Origin of the sequence: Vibrio sp. R-1, from assembly GCF_035615595.1 — a bacterium.
GTDB classification, from domain to species: domain Bacteria; phylum Pseudomonadota; class Gammaproteobacteria; order Enterobacterales; family Vibrionaceae; genus Vibrio; species Vibrio cholerae.
This window is the reverse complement of the sequence record NZ_WPDC01000016.1, coordinates 50,122-63,672: the sequence shown is the minus strand read 5'-3', so window position 1 is coordinate 63,672 and position 13,551 is coordinate 50,122. Positions and strand designations below refer to the sequence as shown.

The 13,551-nt window shown below is 47.0% G+C and carries 14 protein-coding genes; 4 read left to right on the top strand and 10 right to left on the bottom strand.

Annotation, left to right across the window (positions count from 1 at the left end):
- Positions 1 to 373: 373 nt before the first annotated feature.
- The 3 genes from GOU96_RS05850 to GOU96_RS05840 all read left to right on the top strand — a co-directional run bounded on the left by GOU96_RS05850 (position 374) and on the right by GOU96_RS05840 (position 3,845).
- A complete protein-coding gene (locus GOU96_RS05850; RefSeq protein WP_000946297.1) occupies positions 374 to 1,030 on the top strand; it encodes a 2OG-Fe dioxygenase family protein in 657 nt (218 codons plus the stop codon).
- Positions 1,014 to 2,255: a cysteine desulfurase-like protein gene (locus GOU96_RS05845; RefSeq protein WP_057554336.1), complete on the top strand. Its 1,242-nt coding sequence runs from the start codon at positions 1,014 to 1,016 to the stop codon at positions 2,253 to 2,255. Before GOU96_RS05850 ends, GOU96_RS05845 begins: the two co-directional genes overlap by 17 nt.
- Before the next feature lie 258 nt (positions 2,256 to 2,513).
- Positions 2,514 to 3,845 carry a GGDEF domain-containing protein gene (locus tag GOU96_RS05840; RefSeq protein WP_071187790.1) on the top strand — a complete coding sequence of 444 codons (1,332 nt, stop codon included), beginning with the start codon at positions 2,514 to 2,516 and terminating at the stop codon, positions 3,843 to 3,845.
- A 100-nt stretch (positions 3,846 to 3,945) separates the two neighbouring features.
- On the opposite strand, the gene GOU96_RS05835 is transcribed toward GOU96_RS05840, so the two are convergent.
- The 3 genes from GOU96_RS05835 to GOU96_RS05825 are packed head-to-tail and all read right to left on the bottom strand — an operon-like array spanning position 3,946 to position 6,743.
- Positions 3,946 to 4,710: a SanA/YdcF family protein gene (locus GOU96_RS05835; protein ID WP_267780591.1), complete on the bottom strand. Its 765-nt coding sequence runs from the start codon at positions 4,708 to 4,710 to the stop codon at positions 3,946 to 3,948.
- A complete protein-coding gene (locus GOU96_RS05830) occupies positions 4,683 to 5,012 on the bottom strand; it encodes a DUF3392 domain-containing protein (RefSeq protein ID WP_001175901.1) in 330 nt (109 codons plus the stop codon). Before GOU96_RS05830 ends, GOU96_RS05835 begins: the two co-directional genes overlap by 28 nt.
- Positions 5,013 to 5,054: 42 nt before the next feature.
- Positions 5,055 to 6,743 carry an NAD-dependent malic enzyme gene (locus GOU96_RS05825; RefSeq protein WP_001058123.1) on the bottom strand — a complete coding sequence of 563 codons (1,689 nt, stop codon included), beginning with the start codon at positions 6,741 to 6,743 and terminating at the stop codon, positions 5,055 to 5,057.
- A gap of 465 nt (positions 6,744 to 7,208) precedes the next feature.
- Between GOU96_RS05825 and GOU96_RS05820 the strand changes: the two genes are divergently transcribed.
- Positions 7,209 to 7,559 carry a hypothetical protein gene (locus tag GOU96_RS05820; RefSeq protein ID WP_000460959.1) on the top strand — a complete coding sequence of 117 codons (351 nt, stop codon included), beginning with the start codon at positions 7,209 to 7,211 and terminating at the stop codon, positions 7,557 to 7,559.
- Between the two features lie 201 nt (positions 7,560 to 7,760).
- Here GOU96_RS05820 and purC read toward each other — a convergent pair whose 3' ends face one another.
- From purC to GOU96_RS05785, 7 genes are all read right to left on the bottom strand, one after another.
- Entirely contained in the window at positions 7,761 to 8,867 is a 1,107-nt protein-coding gene (purC, locus tag GOU96_RS05815) for a phosphoribosylaminoimidazolesuccinocarboxamide synthase (RefSeq protein WP_069647927.1), read from the bottom strand.
- 165 nt (positions 8,868 to 9,032) lie between these two features.
- Positions 9,033 to 9,431, bottom strand: a complete 399-nt coding sequence (locus tag GOU96_RS05810) for a hypothetical protein (RefSeq protein ID WP_000903295.1) — start codon at positions 9,429 to 9,431, stop codon at positions 9,033 to 9,035.
- A gap of 291 nt (positions 9,432 to 9,722) precedes the next feature.
- A complete protein-coding gene (locus GOU96_RS05805; protein ID WP_000493165.1) occupies positions 9,723 to 9,905 on the bottom strand; it encodes a hypothetical protein in 183 nt (60 codons plus the stop codon).
- 150 nt (positions 9,906 to 10,055) lie between these two features.
- Positions 10,056 to 11,072, bottom strand: a complete 1,017-nt coding sequence (locus GOU96_RS05800) for a J domain-containing protein (RefSeq protein WP_267780586.1) — start codon at positions 11,070 to 11,072, stop codon at positions 10,056 to 10,058.
- Between the two features lie 100 nt (positions 11,073 to 11,172).
- On the bottom strand, positions 11,173 to 11,841 hold the full coding sequence (locus GOU96_RS05795; protein ID WP_001927630.1) for an OmpA family protein: 669 nt from the start codon (positions 11,839 to 11,841) through the stop codon (positions 11,173 to 11,175).
- Between the two features lie 102 nt (positions 11,842 to 11,943).
- The gene (locus tag GOU96_RS05790; protein ID WP_000360767.1) at positions 11,944 to 12,627 is read right to left on the bottom strand and encodes a DUF2786 domain-containing protein; all 684 of its coding nucleotides are present in this window, start codon (positions 12,625 to 12,627) and stop codon (positions 11,944 to 11,946) included.
- A 130-nt stretch (positions 12,628 to 12,757) separates the two neighbouring features.
- Positions 12,758 to 13,441, bottom strand: a complete 684-nt coding sequence (locus GOU96_RS05785; protein ID WP_000742113.1) for a DUF3334 family protein — start codon at positions 13,439 to 13,441, stop codon at positions 12,758 to 12,760.
- Between the last annotated feature and the right edge of the window lie 110 nt (positions 13,442 to 13,551).

The window sequence follows — 13,551 nt, the reverse complement described above, 5'->3', positions numbered from 1 at the left end:
ATCTATGCTCATGGAGATGAACTCACTTGCCACCTACCTGCAAGTCCCAAGTTGTTTGGGTATAGCTCGTGTCGGTTCCACCTGATTCTCATGTTAGAGCGGGATCCATGATGCATGGTTTTATGCTAATAGGCTGTCAATCTTCCTTATTTTCCATAAGGTAGTGAAAGCCTCTGGTTTTGCCTGTCTTCAGGTTGCGCTTTTGGATGTAGACACTGCTATTTTTAATTTATAAAGAATATAAAAACAAAATTTCAATCCTGATGGTTGATTGAGTCAAAAAATATTGTTTTTGCAAAATAATCGATTAGTCTTAATTGTAAATAAAATGTGAAATCTATGGTGGTATGACTAACCCATTAAGGAGTCGATGATGTTACGTTCTCACCCCAATACCCTACATATCACTAAACTGAGTCATTCAGCGATTCATCAACTCGCTCCCTCTTTTGCGCAGTTACCGCATACCAATCATGCGGACGGGCAGTATCGGCTACGTCGTTACTCCGTGATCCGCTTTATTGATGGGCAAGTGGTTGAGTTGGACAAGCATGACTTTATGCAGACCGATCAAATTAACCATTTTCAAGGCAATGTGGTGCGCCGTTTCGAACCGTTGCTCAGTACTACTTTAAAAAGTGACGGTATGCGTGAGTTGTGCGCGCTGTTTATGGAAGCCAACACACTTCCCGATGGGCAGGAAATTGAGATCCATCAGATGCGGATCGCTGCGGTATTCGATGAAACCTTAGTCGCGCCGGAAGGGGTGCACCAAGATGGATTTGATCATATTGCGATTGTTGGCATTGATCGCCACAACATTGTGGGTGGCGAAATCATGCTCTATCTCAGTAGTCATGAAGCGCCATTTTTCCGTAAGGTACTGGAAAATGGCGAAGTTGCTATGTTGGCCGATAGCCAACTGTGGCACAACGCTTGCCCGATCCGCACGGTAGATCATCAACAAGAAGGGCATATGGATGTTTTTGTTTTGACTGCGAAGGATGGCCGCCATGCGCTTCACTCCTGAGTCAGTGCGTCAGCAGTTTCCTGCGCTAGCGCAAATCGTCAATGATAAGCCTGTGGTGTTTTTCGATGGACCAGGTGGTTCACAAGTGCCACAATCGGTGCTGGATGCCATGGTGGCTTATTTAGGTCGTTACAATGCTAATCTTGGTGGTCACTACTTTTCGAGCCAGAAAACCGTGGAGTTAGTGCAAAGTGCTCGTGAGCATGTGCAAGCGCTGCTCAATGCCCCCACCCCAGAGTCGATTGTCTTTGGGGCAAACATGACGTCGCTGACTTTCCAGTTTAGCCGTGCGATCAGCCGTGATTGGCGAGTGGGCGATGAGGTGATTGTCACCGCATTGGATCACTATTCGAATGTCTCTAGCTGGCAACAAGCGGCTCAAGACAAAGGTGCAATAGTGCATCAGGCTCGCGTCAATACGGCGGACTGCACCTTAGATCAAGCGCATCTGCTTTCGTTGATTAATCCACGCACCCGTTTAGTGGCGGTGACTTTTGCTTCCAATACCACGGGATCATTGGTTGAACTTGAAGCTATTATTGAGGCGGCGCATCAGGTCGGGGCGATGGTGTATGTCGATGCGGTGCACTATCTGCCGCATCACCTGCCGGATGTGCAGGCGCTGGGCTGTGATTTTTTGGCCTGTTCGGCCTATAAATTTTTTGGTCCTCACGTCGGGATTGTGTATGTAGCGCCGCAGTGGCAAAACACGATTCTGCCTTATAAAGTTGAGCCCGCAACCAATCAAGGGCCGGGACGTTTTGAAACCGGAACGCTCAGTTTTGAAGGGCTGGCTGGCGTTATTGCTGCGGTGCAATATTTGGCGCAGTGGGGTGACCCGAATTCTCGATTACGTGAACGTTTGGTTGAGAGCTATCAGCAATATCAGCAGCATGAACAGCGCCTCAGTGAGTATTTCTTGCAAAAGCTCAGTGATATGCCAGCGCTGAAACTGCATGGTTTGCAGCTAGCAGATGCCGCGAAGCGAACACCGACATTTGCGTTGACGTGTACAGACTGTACACCGCAGTCTATGGCGAAAATGCTCGGCGAACAGAATGTGTGCGTATGGAATGGGCATTTCTATGCACTTGGGCTGGTTCGTCAATTAGGGCTTGAGTCAAGCGGTGGAGTACTACGCATCGGTCTGATGCACTACAACACCACAGAAGAAATTGACCATCTATTTGCTCTTCTACGCGATGGATTGCCACAGCTTGCATAAGTCGTAAGCCCTTCTAGACATCTTTCACTTCTAGCCATATGCCTTTTCTACTGATGTTGACTCAGTAGGAAGGGTATACCCTTCCTACTTGAAGCTTTAGCAAAAGGTGAAATGCCTCTGAAAAAGAAACCTTGAAATACTCTAGTCGATGACAAAACCGCATCTAACCGCTATTTTTTTGGAAGCAATCTCTCTTTATTTGGCGTCTTGTATTAAGAGAGAGCGTGTTAATGATGTGGCTTGACGCTGGAGTAGGTTGTGAAAGTGCTGCCAAGAGTGTTATTAGGATTAGTCGCGGTCACGATTGTGACCGTATTGCTGTACTGGCAGTTTGGTTCCGCGAAACGAGTGTTGATTGAACCTCAACACTATGCCTATTTCACCACCAACGATCAAACCGCTGGCGGCACATCAACCAGCGCCTTATCCCTCAATGGCAATACTGCCAAAGTGGACTGTGAATTGAATGCCAGTCGCTACGCGTGGCCATATTGTGGCATCTCTATTCACCTTAATCCCGACCCTCAACGTGGCCTTGATTTGAGTGATATCCATACCATACGTCTTAACGTGGACTTGCAAGGCCCCGCTGCAGAGCCTGCGGCAATGCGTCTGTATTTACGTAATTTCAATCCGATCTACTCTCAGCTTGATGATGAATATACTCATAAATACAACGGATTAGAGTTTGTGCCGGGCGTTGGGAAAGGTGTGATTGATATTCCCATTCGCAGCTTGCAAGTAATGACGTGGTGGTTGGTTGATAATCGTATTGCCATTGAGCACTCTGCTCCTGAGTTTTCCAACGTCAACAAAATTGAATTTGCGACCGGTTCAGCCAGTCCACTAGGGCAATATCAATTGACCGTGCATCAAGTGGAATTGATTGGGGATTATGTGGCTGGAGAGAAGCTGTTTCTTGCCATGTTGATCATGTGGGCGGTGGCAGGAGCATGGCTCTCTGCGCTCGAAATTCGTCGTAATCGCCGTGAGGTTTTACGTGCTCGTATACGCCAAGAGCACTTACAGCGTTTAAATCACTCATTGCATGAGCAAAACATAAAGTTCGTCGAAATGGCGCATCGTGATGCATTGACGGGAGCCATTAATCGGCATGGCATTCGTGATTGGTTGCAAGATCAAGCGCGCTTAGTGCGCTGGCAACTCAATCACGTTAGCGTACTGTTCATTGATATTGATTACTTCAAACAAGTCAACGATGTGTACGGACACAGTCTAGGGGATGATCTGCTGCGTGAGTTTGCTTTGGTCATCAGCCGTGAAATCCGAGAAAGTGACAAATTAGTGCGTTGGGGTGGTGAAGAGTTTGTGGTGTTTTGCGCGCAGACAACCCTTGAGCAAGCGATTGAGCTTGCAGAGCGGCTTCGAGCTAAAATCGCCGACCACAGTTGGATACACGGAGGCGCGATCACGTGCAGTCTCGGTATTGCCCAAATGGGCGACGAGCGGATTACGGAAACCGTTTCACGCGCCGACGAAGCGTTATACCGAGCCAAACGGCTTGGCCGCAATCGAATCGAAGTTCACTATGGATTAATGGCCAAAAGCAGTGATGGAGAAAAAGGGTGAGGACGGCACCAAGTCGTGTCTATCTAGCCTAAATTCAATCACGAAGAATGTTGCCGCAGGGTACGCGACAACATTCAGGGATTAGCTTATCGAGACGGATTTATTCAGCGCTATTTGATGAGATGTCATTTGACGTTGACTCGGTGTCACTCTCAACGATGATCGGTTCTTTGGGACCGAGAAACTTAGGCTGAGTATCCAACACGAACAGATCAAAGACGGCATAAGCGCGCGCAAACACTTCTCGTAACCGCACTTTAAAACCAGAGTGGTTGCTTGGCCCCGGTACTGCTAGGCATGACGCTTGAATATCTTGGTAGCGGGCAATAAACAGCGCGCGCTCACAATGAAAGCGCTGAGTGATGATCAAGAAATTATCGGTATCGAAGATTTCCTTCGCGCGAACAATCGAATCGAGAGTACGAAACCCCGCATAATCTAACGAAATATTCTCTGCTGGAATGCCTGCGCGTAGCAAATCGCGTTTCATCGTCCACGGCTCATTGTACGAACGGTGGGCGTTATCACCACTGAGCAGAAAATTGCGGACTTTTCCTTGTTGATAAAGCGCTATCGCTGCATCAATCCGGTTGGTGTAGTACTCGTTGAGAGTCTTGCCTATGTATTTACTGGTGCCCAAGACCACGGCAACCTGAAAAGGCGGAGTGTTTTGCGCATCATTAATAATGTTATTTTGTGTTTGCCAACTGACCCAGCGATCGATCGCGAGTAACCCTGCGACAACCCCAACAGCCAGCCACAGCAAAGCTTGGCTTAGTCTACGCCAAGGTAATCTTCGCAGGTGAGCCAGCGCAGAGAAAACGACGGCGCGCAGAGTTAGATTTGATGGTTTCTTTGTGCCCATAGGCCTATCACAACAAAGCAGCTTACGATAAGGGTCAGCATCATGCCGGATTCCAGTTGCGCGAGTGTCCGAGCAACGTAAGGGCTGGCCTTGACGATGATTAAACCGTATCCAAACGCGTTAATAAAGATAAACGCTAACGTACGCACCAGAAAATGTTGATTCCGTAATGCTCTACGCAAAAAGGCATTGATCTCACCACCGAGCATGACCAAAGTGCATGCGACCAGTGCAATCGAGATTTCGCTCAGGTAGGGGAGTAGAGCCTGACCTGCAGGAGCAAGATAAGTAAATAGTTGCATGAGATTAGAAAGCCCCTGATTGCAGGGGCTTCTCCGCATAAATTAAAACGCAGTGCGCTTATAACGGCGGTAAACCGGTTGCCAGAAATGTTGTTCAATTGAGGCTTCCAGCGCTTCATCGGTGACTTCTGGAGCCACACCCTGTTCAATCGCTTTTTTCGCTACTGCGAAAGCAATCTTCTTCGAAACAGAGTGGATAGATTCCAGAGGCGGCAATAATGGTCCATGACCATTGATGGCCAGCGGTGAGCAACTTGCCAGTGCACGGCTCGATTCCATCAGCATTTCGTCGGTAACGCGGCGTGCGTTTGCTGCCAAAACCCCTAAACCGATACCCGGGAAAATGTAGCTGTTGTTACATTGCACAATTGGGTAAGTTTTGCCTTCATGCAGCACAGGATCAAACGGGCTACCTGTCGCGACCAAAGCCTCACCGTTAGTCCAACGGATAATATCGCTCGGCAGAGCTTCAACACGGCTTGTTGGGTTCGATAGCGGGAAGACAATAGGGCGTGGACAGTGCTGATGCATCTCTTTGATGATCTCTTCACTAAACAGACCGGGCGCCCCAGACACACCAACCAGTACCGTCGGTTTGGCATTGCGGATCACATCATGCAGCGAGTAGCCGTTGTTTTCCGTTGTCCAATGTTGCGTGTTGGCTTTTTTCTGCACTAGACGCTGTTGGAAGTCGAGCAGATTTGGCATGCCTTCTTCGAGCAGACCCCAGCGATCCACCATGTAAACTTGTGAACGCGCTTGCTCATCGCTGATGCCTTCAGACACCATTTGCGCAATGATCGCTTCCGCGATACCGCAGCCTGCAGAGCCCGCGCCCAAGAAGGTAATACGTTGTTGTGAAAGCTGGCTACCCGCCGCTTTACAGGCAGCAAGCAGTGAGCCGACAGTGACCGCCGCTGTGCCCTGAATGTCGTCGTTAAAACAGCACACGCGATTTTTGTAACGCTCAAGCAGTGGCATGGCGTTCTTTTGGGCAAAGTCTTCAAACTGGATCAATGCATCTGGCCAGCGACGTTGCACGGCTTGCATAAACTCTTCAACAAAGTTGTCGTAGTCAGGTCCAGTGATACGTGGGTGACGCCAGCCCATGTACATAGGGTCAGCAAGACGTTGCGGGTTATTCGTACCCACATCCAGAACCACAGGAAGCGTATACGCTGGGCTAATACCACCACAAGCGGTGTAAAGTGACAGTTTACCGATAGGAATCCCCATACCGCCGATACCTTGGTCGCCAAGGCCGAGAATACGCTCGCCATCGGTCACCACAATCACTTTGACGTTGTGGTTAGCGGCATTGTTCAGCAAGTCATCGATACGATCACGGTTAGCGTAAGAGATAAACAAGCCACGGCCACGGCGATAAATGTTGGAGAAGTTCTCACACGCCGCACCCACTGTCGGGGTATAGATGATTGGCATCATCTCGGAAATATGGTTCTGCACCAAGCGGTAGAATAGGGTCTCATTGGTGTCTTGAATGTTGCGCAGATAAATATGTTTATCCATGTCGCTTTCAAAACCACGGTACTGTTGGTATGCGCGTACCACTTGTTCTTGAATGGTTTCCGTCGCTTCGGGCAGTAAACCTTCTAGGTTAAAAGAAGCACGTTCTTCCGCACTAAAGGCACTACCTTTGTTGAGCAGAGGAGTACTGAGAAGAGCTGGGCCTGCGTAGGAAATATACAGCGGACGTTTATCGTTATTCATGTTCGGCCTATTGATTGGTAGGGTAGAAGTGAAACGCGAAAATGATACCGACTTGCTGGTTGGATTGTAAATAGACAAACGGCTTGCCTCTGTTGATTATCCTGCTTCTGTGCGCAAGCACAGTGTTTAAAACAAGTTTATCGGTTTAGGGTGGGGGATTTATGTGCAACGAGTTAAGCAAGGGAGGAACAGCGTCTAGCGCTTCATCGAATAAGAAGGAATCATTGTTCGGCAGCACGATTTTGTTTGAATAGGAAAATATTAATCAACAAAGCACATATCATTTTAAAAATGTAGGTACAGTGTTACTAAATTGGTTTTTATATAGCCTTTGAAACCGATTGCGCATCATAACAGACCGTTTTTTTATATCGTATTGCTATATAGCAAGGCTTGGTCAATAGTTGCAGCACGGTGTTGCCAATGGCGTCGGGGGACAAAATGGAAAAAGCAAGGATTAGCGCAGTGTTCGATTACACCACCTTTTTGGGGGCATCCTGTGCGAAAAAGTGGACTTTCTCGGAAGCCATCAGCTCTTTTGCTCCAGTGTTTGGAATTGTCTGGTTTGATGCGATCAAAACGGGACAGAGTCCACAAGAACGCCTGTGGGATGTCGCCCTCAAAGAGCTTTCCACCCGTTCGAGTGATGAATCGAATGTGATCACTTTAGTGAAATTAGCCAAACAAGAAGGCATTGATGAATTAACCTTAGTCATGCCTTACGCCTTGGATGAGCAGCAGTTAACTACGATTCAAAGCAAAAGTGCAGCGCATATTGAATCTACTAATCAAGAAGAGTTTTTGATCAAGCTTTAAAGAACTTCTCTGCTGCGTTGAGTAGAAGAACACTCAATAGAAGCGCAATTAAGGGGCTATACCCTTGCTACTTGCCGTGTACCTGCAACGCCAAGTGGTTCAAGCAAATAAGCCCCTTAGTTTTTCATCCGTTGCTGGCTCGTGCTTGCCGCTGGCTTATGATTCAAAACAGCGAGGCATAGCAAAAGCCGCAGATGGAGTTTATCTTTCAATCAGCCCATATTCTTTATCTAGGATTGCGATGATTTCCTGTTTTGGCTGATGACTCAGATGGATAGGTTGTCCCGTGATCTTTTCAGCAATACCCAAATAGGTCCGCGAGATATCCATTAACGCTTCCAGCGGTAAAGCATTGTCACGCGAGAGCGCTTCACGTTCAGGCATGCGATCTTTATTGAGTAAAATGTCTGGGTCTGGGAAGTAGTTCAGCAAAAATTGGCGGAATCCCTCTTTGGAATTTTCGACAATCTTGCCTTGCTGATATTGCTGCGCATCCCAAATGCGTGATGAGTCAGGGGTGCCTACTTCATCCATATAGATCAGTTTTTGCTGTCCTTGCTGATCTGCTACGTAGCCAAATTCAAATTTGGTATCGACAAAGAGTTGTCCCACGCTTTTTAACGCTTCGCTGATCACAGCAAAACCTTGCTTGAGCAGAGTTTCGTAATGGTTAATATCTTGTGGTTGATTGAAGTTGAATGCTGCGTAATTGGCTTCAATATCTTGGCGCGAGATATTCACGTCATCGGCTTCTGGCACGCCGGGGATGCCGCGCAGAATACCTTTGGTCGACGGAGTCATCAGTAGCTCTGGCAGTTGGCTGTCCTTCTCTAAACCTTCTGGTAGGGTAATACCACAAAACTCGCGCTCACCTTTGGCGTAAGCACGCCACATTGAGCCAGTAATGTATTGACGGCAGATGGCTTCAATTTTGATAGGACGGGCTTTTTGTACAATCCACACAAAAGGGTGAGGAATGTCGAGAATATGACTTTCCGCCAAACCATGTTGCTTGAACAGTTTGAACCAATGATTCGAGATAGCATTGAGCGCCGCACCTTTACCCGGTACACCATGGACACCGCCTTCCGCGTGCCAAATGCAATCGAAGGCCGAAATACGATCACTGATGACCATAATGGCCAGCGGGGCATCTTCTGCAACCGGGTAACCTTTTTCTTTAATTAGGCGGCGGCTGTCTTGCTCGGTTAGCCAGTAAACCGAGCGAACTTTACCGCTATGTACTGGCTGATGGGTACGAATGGGGAGGTCGTCATTGACGGCAAGGACTTGATCTGCAAGGCTCATTGAGACATTCCTATCTGAATTCAAACATCGTTTTAGCGATTTCGCTGAGTGAAAAACCGCGGGCTGAGCGCATGATACCAGAACTAATTTATGCTGCCAGACAAAAAGCAAACGTTTGCTTAAATTTATCCCTGCCAGATTGTTTAAGTAAAGGTTGTTTATGGATCAGTGCAGTGAATGCGTGGTTTGCTTAATAAAAAACAGCTCACAGCCATGCTGCTTGGCAAAGTGCATCAACTGCTTTTGAGTCACGCTATCTATCGCATTGGATGCCACAATCGCACTGGCGGTTCGGCAGGCAATCGCCTTTGCGACAATCTCTGCTTCAGAGTGGCATGTTGATGCTTTGAGATGGATAACCTTGCCACAATCGATCTGATGCTCATGGAGTGATTGACGGTTTGGACGTTGACATTGAGCGGTATAGAGAATCCATTGTGAGCGCTCTGACAAACTGGCCAGTCGCAGCATCAGGTTTGCCTCGCCCAGATCATTCTTTGCACGTAATGCGCTGAGTGTGGGCGAGTTATGTAAGCCAAAATGTTTGAATTCAGTGTGTAGCATAATACTGTCTCTCCATACATGCTGTATGTAAATACAGTATTATTGGTTGGTTGTTTTTGCAACTGGCTTTTGGATAAAAAAAGCACAGAAATTCACGTTGCTACACGATGCCTTTTGTTATCTATTTGATTTATATTGGTTTTATTTCTTTTTGATAAAGGTGGAAAAAAGTAGGGACATGCGGTTTTTGTGAGCAATGCCACGGAAGCCGTGCGGCGGTTTATACAGGTATGTGCGGAGAAAACAGAAAAAGCGCCAGAAGGCGCTTTTTCAAGTTGAAGGGGATGCAGTTTATCGAGCTGCTTGTTGTTTTTCTCGGAATGCCATCTCGGCTAAATTAAATTGCCTTACATCCATTCGGGCAAACTCATTGCAGTTTTCACAAGAATGATGTGCTTTACCATCCACATATTCATGTCTTGTCAGTAGTTTTGGCTGTTTACACCAATCACAGATGCCTTCTACGCTAAACATTGTCTTCTCTCCCACCTAAATCAGGCGTAAATTTCGCGCGGATTATGGCACGTCTAAATAAAAAAAGTTAACTATTTGTAATTATGGATGAGAAGGAGATCGATTGCGCATAGGCTGATTTTTCAAGCCTTGAGTCGGAATTTTCAGATGTTATGCTTGTTTCTGTAACGATTTATTAACTGAATCGATCACGATTTTTACCGCGCTATTTAAGCGCTTCATCTCTTCTTCGCTGCCATGCAGGTCAGGGTGATAAATTTTCGATAACTGTTTGTAGCGCAGCTTGATCATTTTGACGTCAGGCCGTTGGTTTTGGTGAAAACCCATTAAGGCGTAGGCCATCGCAACTTTTTGGCCGTTAAGGTCGCTGGTTTGGTTCTGTTGTAGCCGTTTACACTCTTGATAGAGATGGTCTAACTGCTGTTTTTGCCTTTTGATAATGAACTGTTGCTCTTTCCATTTCCCTTCGTAGTCAACGTGTTTTACCGCGACGATATGGTTGCGTTGTCTGCGCCATATCATTCGGATCGTGATGATGGTGAGTAATAAGATGAGCGCCACCAAAGTCGGCAATAGCCAATCACTGGTGATGGTTTGCGCTTCTTTATTAACGGGTAGTGCGCTGGCGGGTCGGGCAAGATCCCGATCAATCAGGTTATCCAATTGACCTATGCTGTTGAGCTGCCTTTCGCGTTGCTGATTGAATTTTTTTTCCAGTAGACGCGCGTATCCTTGCTCAGATTCTGGGTCCTGATTGGCGTTGACTCGATACCAAATCTCAGCCAGATCGAGCGCCGCAATCGCGATGGGATGTTGTTCATACCACTTGGCTAAGGTCGTAACCGCTTGAGGATTTCCAGCCAGAGCTAGTTTGATAAGCCAATATTGGGCTTGCAGTGGATCTTTTTCCACTCCTTGGCCTGTCAGATATGCGTTGGCGACTTGGGCCATGGCGAGTGGATGGTTCAATTCAGCGGATTGTAAAAACCAGTAAAACGCTTCATTCAGGTTTTGTGGGGTGCTACTTCCGGTTTGATAAGCCAAAGCGAGTTGATATTGAGCTTGCGGATTTTGCTCTTGGGCAAGTTGGGTGAGTCTTGTGACATCATCAGCGGCCGCCAGTGGCAATGAAAATAGCAAAAACAGCCATAAACTCCGCAAACGCATGATCTTTCTTTCCCTGAAAATGAAACGTTCGGTCAATTCGCTGTTTAGTTGAAGTTGCAGCCGTTATGGCTGCAACTTCAAGCTAATGAGCGTTTAAACACTATTTGAGTGGCAGAATTTGAATCTCGACGCGGCGGTTACAAGCGCGTCCTTCTGCGGTGTTATTTGAGCATAGAGGGAAACGCTCACCATTACCACGAGCAATTGCACGCCCCGCTGCAACCCCTTGAGATAACAGGAATGAGCGCACTGACTCGGCACGCTTCTCAGAAAGCACTTGGTTGGTGGTATCACTGCCTGTGCTATCGGTATGGCCTTCAATCACTAAGCTGGTATCTGGGTATTCGACCAGAATACGCGCGACACCGCGTAAAGTTTTATGGATATAGCTATCGAGTTGGTAAGAGTTGCTGGTAAAGCCAATACCGTTTTCCATGCGTAGCATCAGTTGATTTTCACCTACGCGTACCACTTGAACACCAGAATCCAGTAATGCTTTGCGTAACTCTGCTTCTTGCTGATCAAAGTAGTATCCGATACCGCCGCCGACTGCAGCGCCCCCAGCTGCACCAATTAAGGCATGCTTACGGCGCTCTTTGGCATCGTCACCTGTCGCTAAACCAACGGCTGCACCGGCTAGGGCGCCTAATAATGCACCTTTAGTGGTGGCGTTGGTTTCTGTTTCTCCGGTTGTCGCATTTTGGCGTTGGGTAGCCTGACAGCCAGACAAAGCGACGACTGCGGCTAACAGCAAAGTGGTTTTGTTCAACACATTCTCTCCGTTTATTGAATGATATTTCGCGCAATAGACGAGAATTCTCGTTCCCCGTCAATCAGTGGGGTGCGCATTTTACCAATCTCTTACAAATGCTTATTTGAGTAATTTTGGGGCTTGCGCGCCGTGAATCGGGCGATTGACTGAGACGCGGCGACCTTTTTTGAGTCCCGTCTCATAATCTTCCGTCAGATTTTTCATCGCTTCACGCAATTGCTGTTTGAAGGTTTCACGGTCGATATTCTCAAATTCCTTATCAATATAGCTATTGATTTTGTTCATGGAGTCTTCGTCCGGAGTGATGATGGGTAATTTTTCTAAAGCGCCTTCAATCCAGCCAGAAACAAACGAGTTAACTCGGCGTGTCACCTCCAGTGAAGAGGTTCCGGTCCCAGCAAAACTGTTACGGAATTGGCCTGTTTGCTCGTTCATTTCGCGATAGATAATGTCAAAAGCAAAAGCCGCGAAGATGGCACGATCTGCTTCTCCAATGAATTCAACGCGTTTTAAGCCTTTATGGTTGAGCAATACGGCTTCCACACCGAATCGGGTATTGATGCCTCGGATCACTCGCAAAATCCCAGAAGAAATGGCAGCCGGAAGCAAATGGGTCGACTGTGTCTTGCCCATTTTGATGAACTCGATATCGTCTTTGTCGAGACCATACTTGAGCATGAGGTTATGCGCCATTTTGATCGCGTTTGCGGCTTCATTAATATTGGCGGAATTACCTAGCTCAAGGCATTTGGCGATTTTTTTAAGGGCTTTTTGTTTATCCATTAGCAAGCAAAATAGATTCGGTACGGCTTAAGAAAAGTCCGACATTCTAGCGTTTTTGGCGGCTAAGGAAAAGGGAAGAGGCCATCTCTTACAAGATAGCCTGATACGCTAAACGATTTTTGAGAAGGGGTTAGATGCCGAGCTGATCCAACAAATCGGCAGACGCACTGTCTTCTTCGGAGTGGTTAGCAACTGAATGTGATTTTTGCTGTTTCTGTGTTGCGGCCAGAATATCGTCAGGGCTTTCATCTTCCTGAACGTCGAACTCTTCGAGTTGGATAAACTCGGTTTTGTCCATCGCCAGTTCAAGGTAAAAGATGTTGTTATTGGCTGTTGAAAATGTCACACGTCGCGCCTGTGGACGATCAAGGTTGGTATCTACAGATAAAAGCACCTGTTTGTTCAACGAAAGCATCTTAGGCTGGTTCTGGGTAATGTTGGTTTGCAGCTCTTTACGCACTTTGTTGGTGAAGTCACCGACAAGCTGGTTCATCAGCTCACCCAGTACGTCGCCAACTTCATCGGAGGTGTGTAATACCGCGAGTTCTTCTTCTGGCATGCCCATGTTACGCATGTAATTGGTGTAAACCTCAAGCGCCGCTTTGGCAGTAAAGTTGATCACAACAAGGCCAGTAAAACCGCCATCAAACAACACAAAACAGCCGAAATCTGGTTTCAGCGAGGTTTTATTAATTTTTTGTACCATTGCGGAATAGTGAATCGGTGAATTCGTTGCGGACGTGAGAACCGTAGAAACCGATTGGCACAGCATGAGTAGGATATCTTCCGTTGTTACTATTTGATTTTTTTTCATCGTTTTTTCCATACAGTTCTAAATAAGCGAAATAACAGAATGGCTCGGTGATAACAAAGTTGAAAAAATTCTGTTTCACCGCATTCTGGCACTCAGATTCTGATTTGATC

Coding starts and splice junctions, on each gene's coding strand:
- GOU96_RS05850 (WP_000946297.1), top strand. CDS start 374: ATGTTACGTTCTCACCCCAATACCCTACATATCACTAAACTGAGTCAT.
- GOU96_RS05845 (WP_057554336.1), top strand. CDS start 1,014: ATGCGCTTCACTCCTGAGTCAGTGCGTCAGCAGTTTCCTGCGCTAGCG.
- GOU96_RS05835 (WP_267780591.1), bottom strand. CDS start 4,710: ATGGGCACAAAGAAACCATCAAATCTAACTCTGCGCGCCGTCGTTTTC.
- GOU96_RS05830 (WP_001175901.1), bottom strand. CDS start 5,012: ATGCAACTATTTACTTATCTTGCTCCTGCAGGTCAGGCTCTACTCCCC.
- GOU96_RS05825 (WP_001058123.1), bottom strand. CDS start 6,743: ATGAATAACGATAAACGTCCGCTGTATATTTCCTACGCAGGCCCAGCT.
- purC (WP_069647927.1), bottom strand. CDS start 8,867: ATGAGCCTTGCAGATCAAGTCCTTGCCGTCAATGACGACCTCCCCATT.
- GOU96_RS05810 (WP_000903295.1), bottom strand. CDS start 9,431: ATGCTACACACTGAATTCAAACATTTTGGCTTACATAACTCGCCCACA.
- GOU96_RS05805 (WP_000493165.1), bottom strand. CDS start 9,905: ATGTTTAGCGTAGAAGGCATCTGTGATTGGTGTAAACAGCCAAAACTA.
- GOU96_RS05800 (WP_267780586.1), bottom strand. CDS start 11,072: ATGCGTTTGCGGAGTTTATGGCTGTTTTTGCTATTTTCATTGCCACTG.
- GOU96_RS05790 (WP_000360767.1), bottom strand. CDS start 12,627: ATGGATAAACAAAAAGCCCTTAAAAAAATCGCCAAATGCCTTGAGCTA.
- GOU96_RS05785 (WP_000742113.1), bottom strand. CDS start 13,441: ATGAAAAAAAATCAAATAGTAACAACGGAAGATATCCTACTCATGCTG.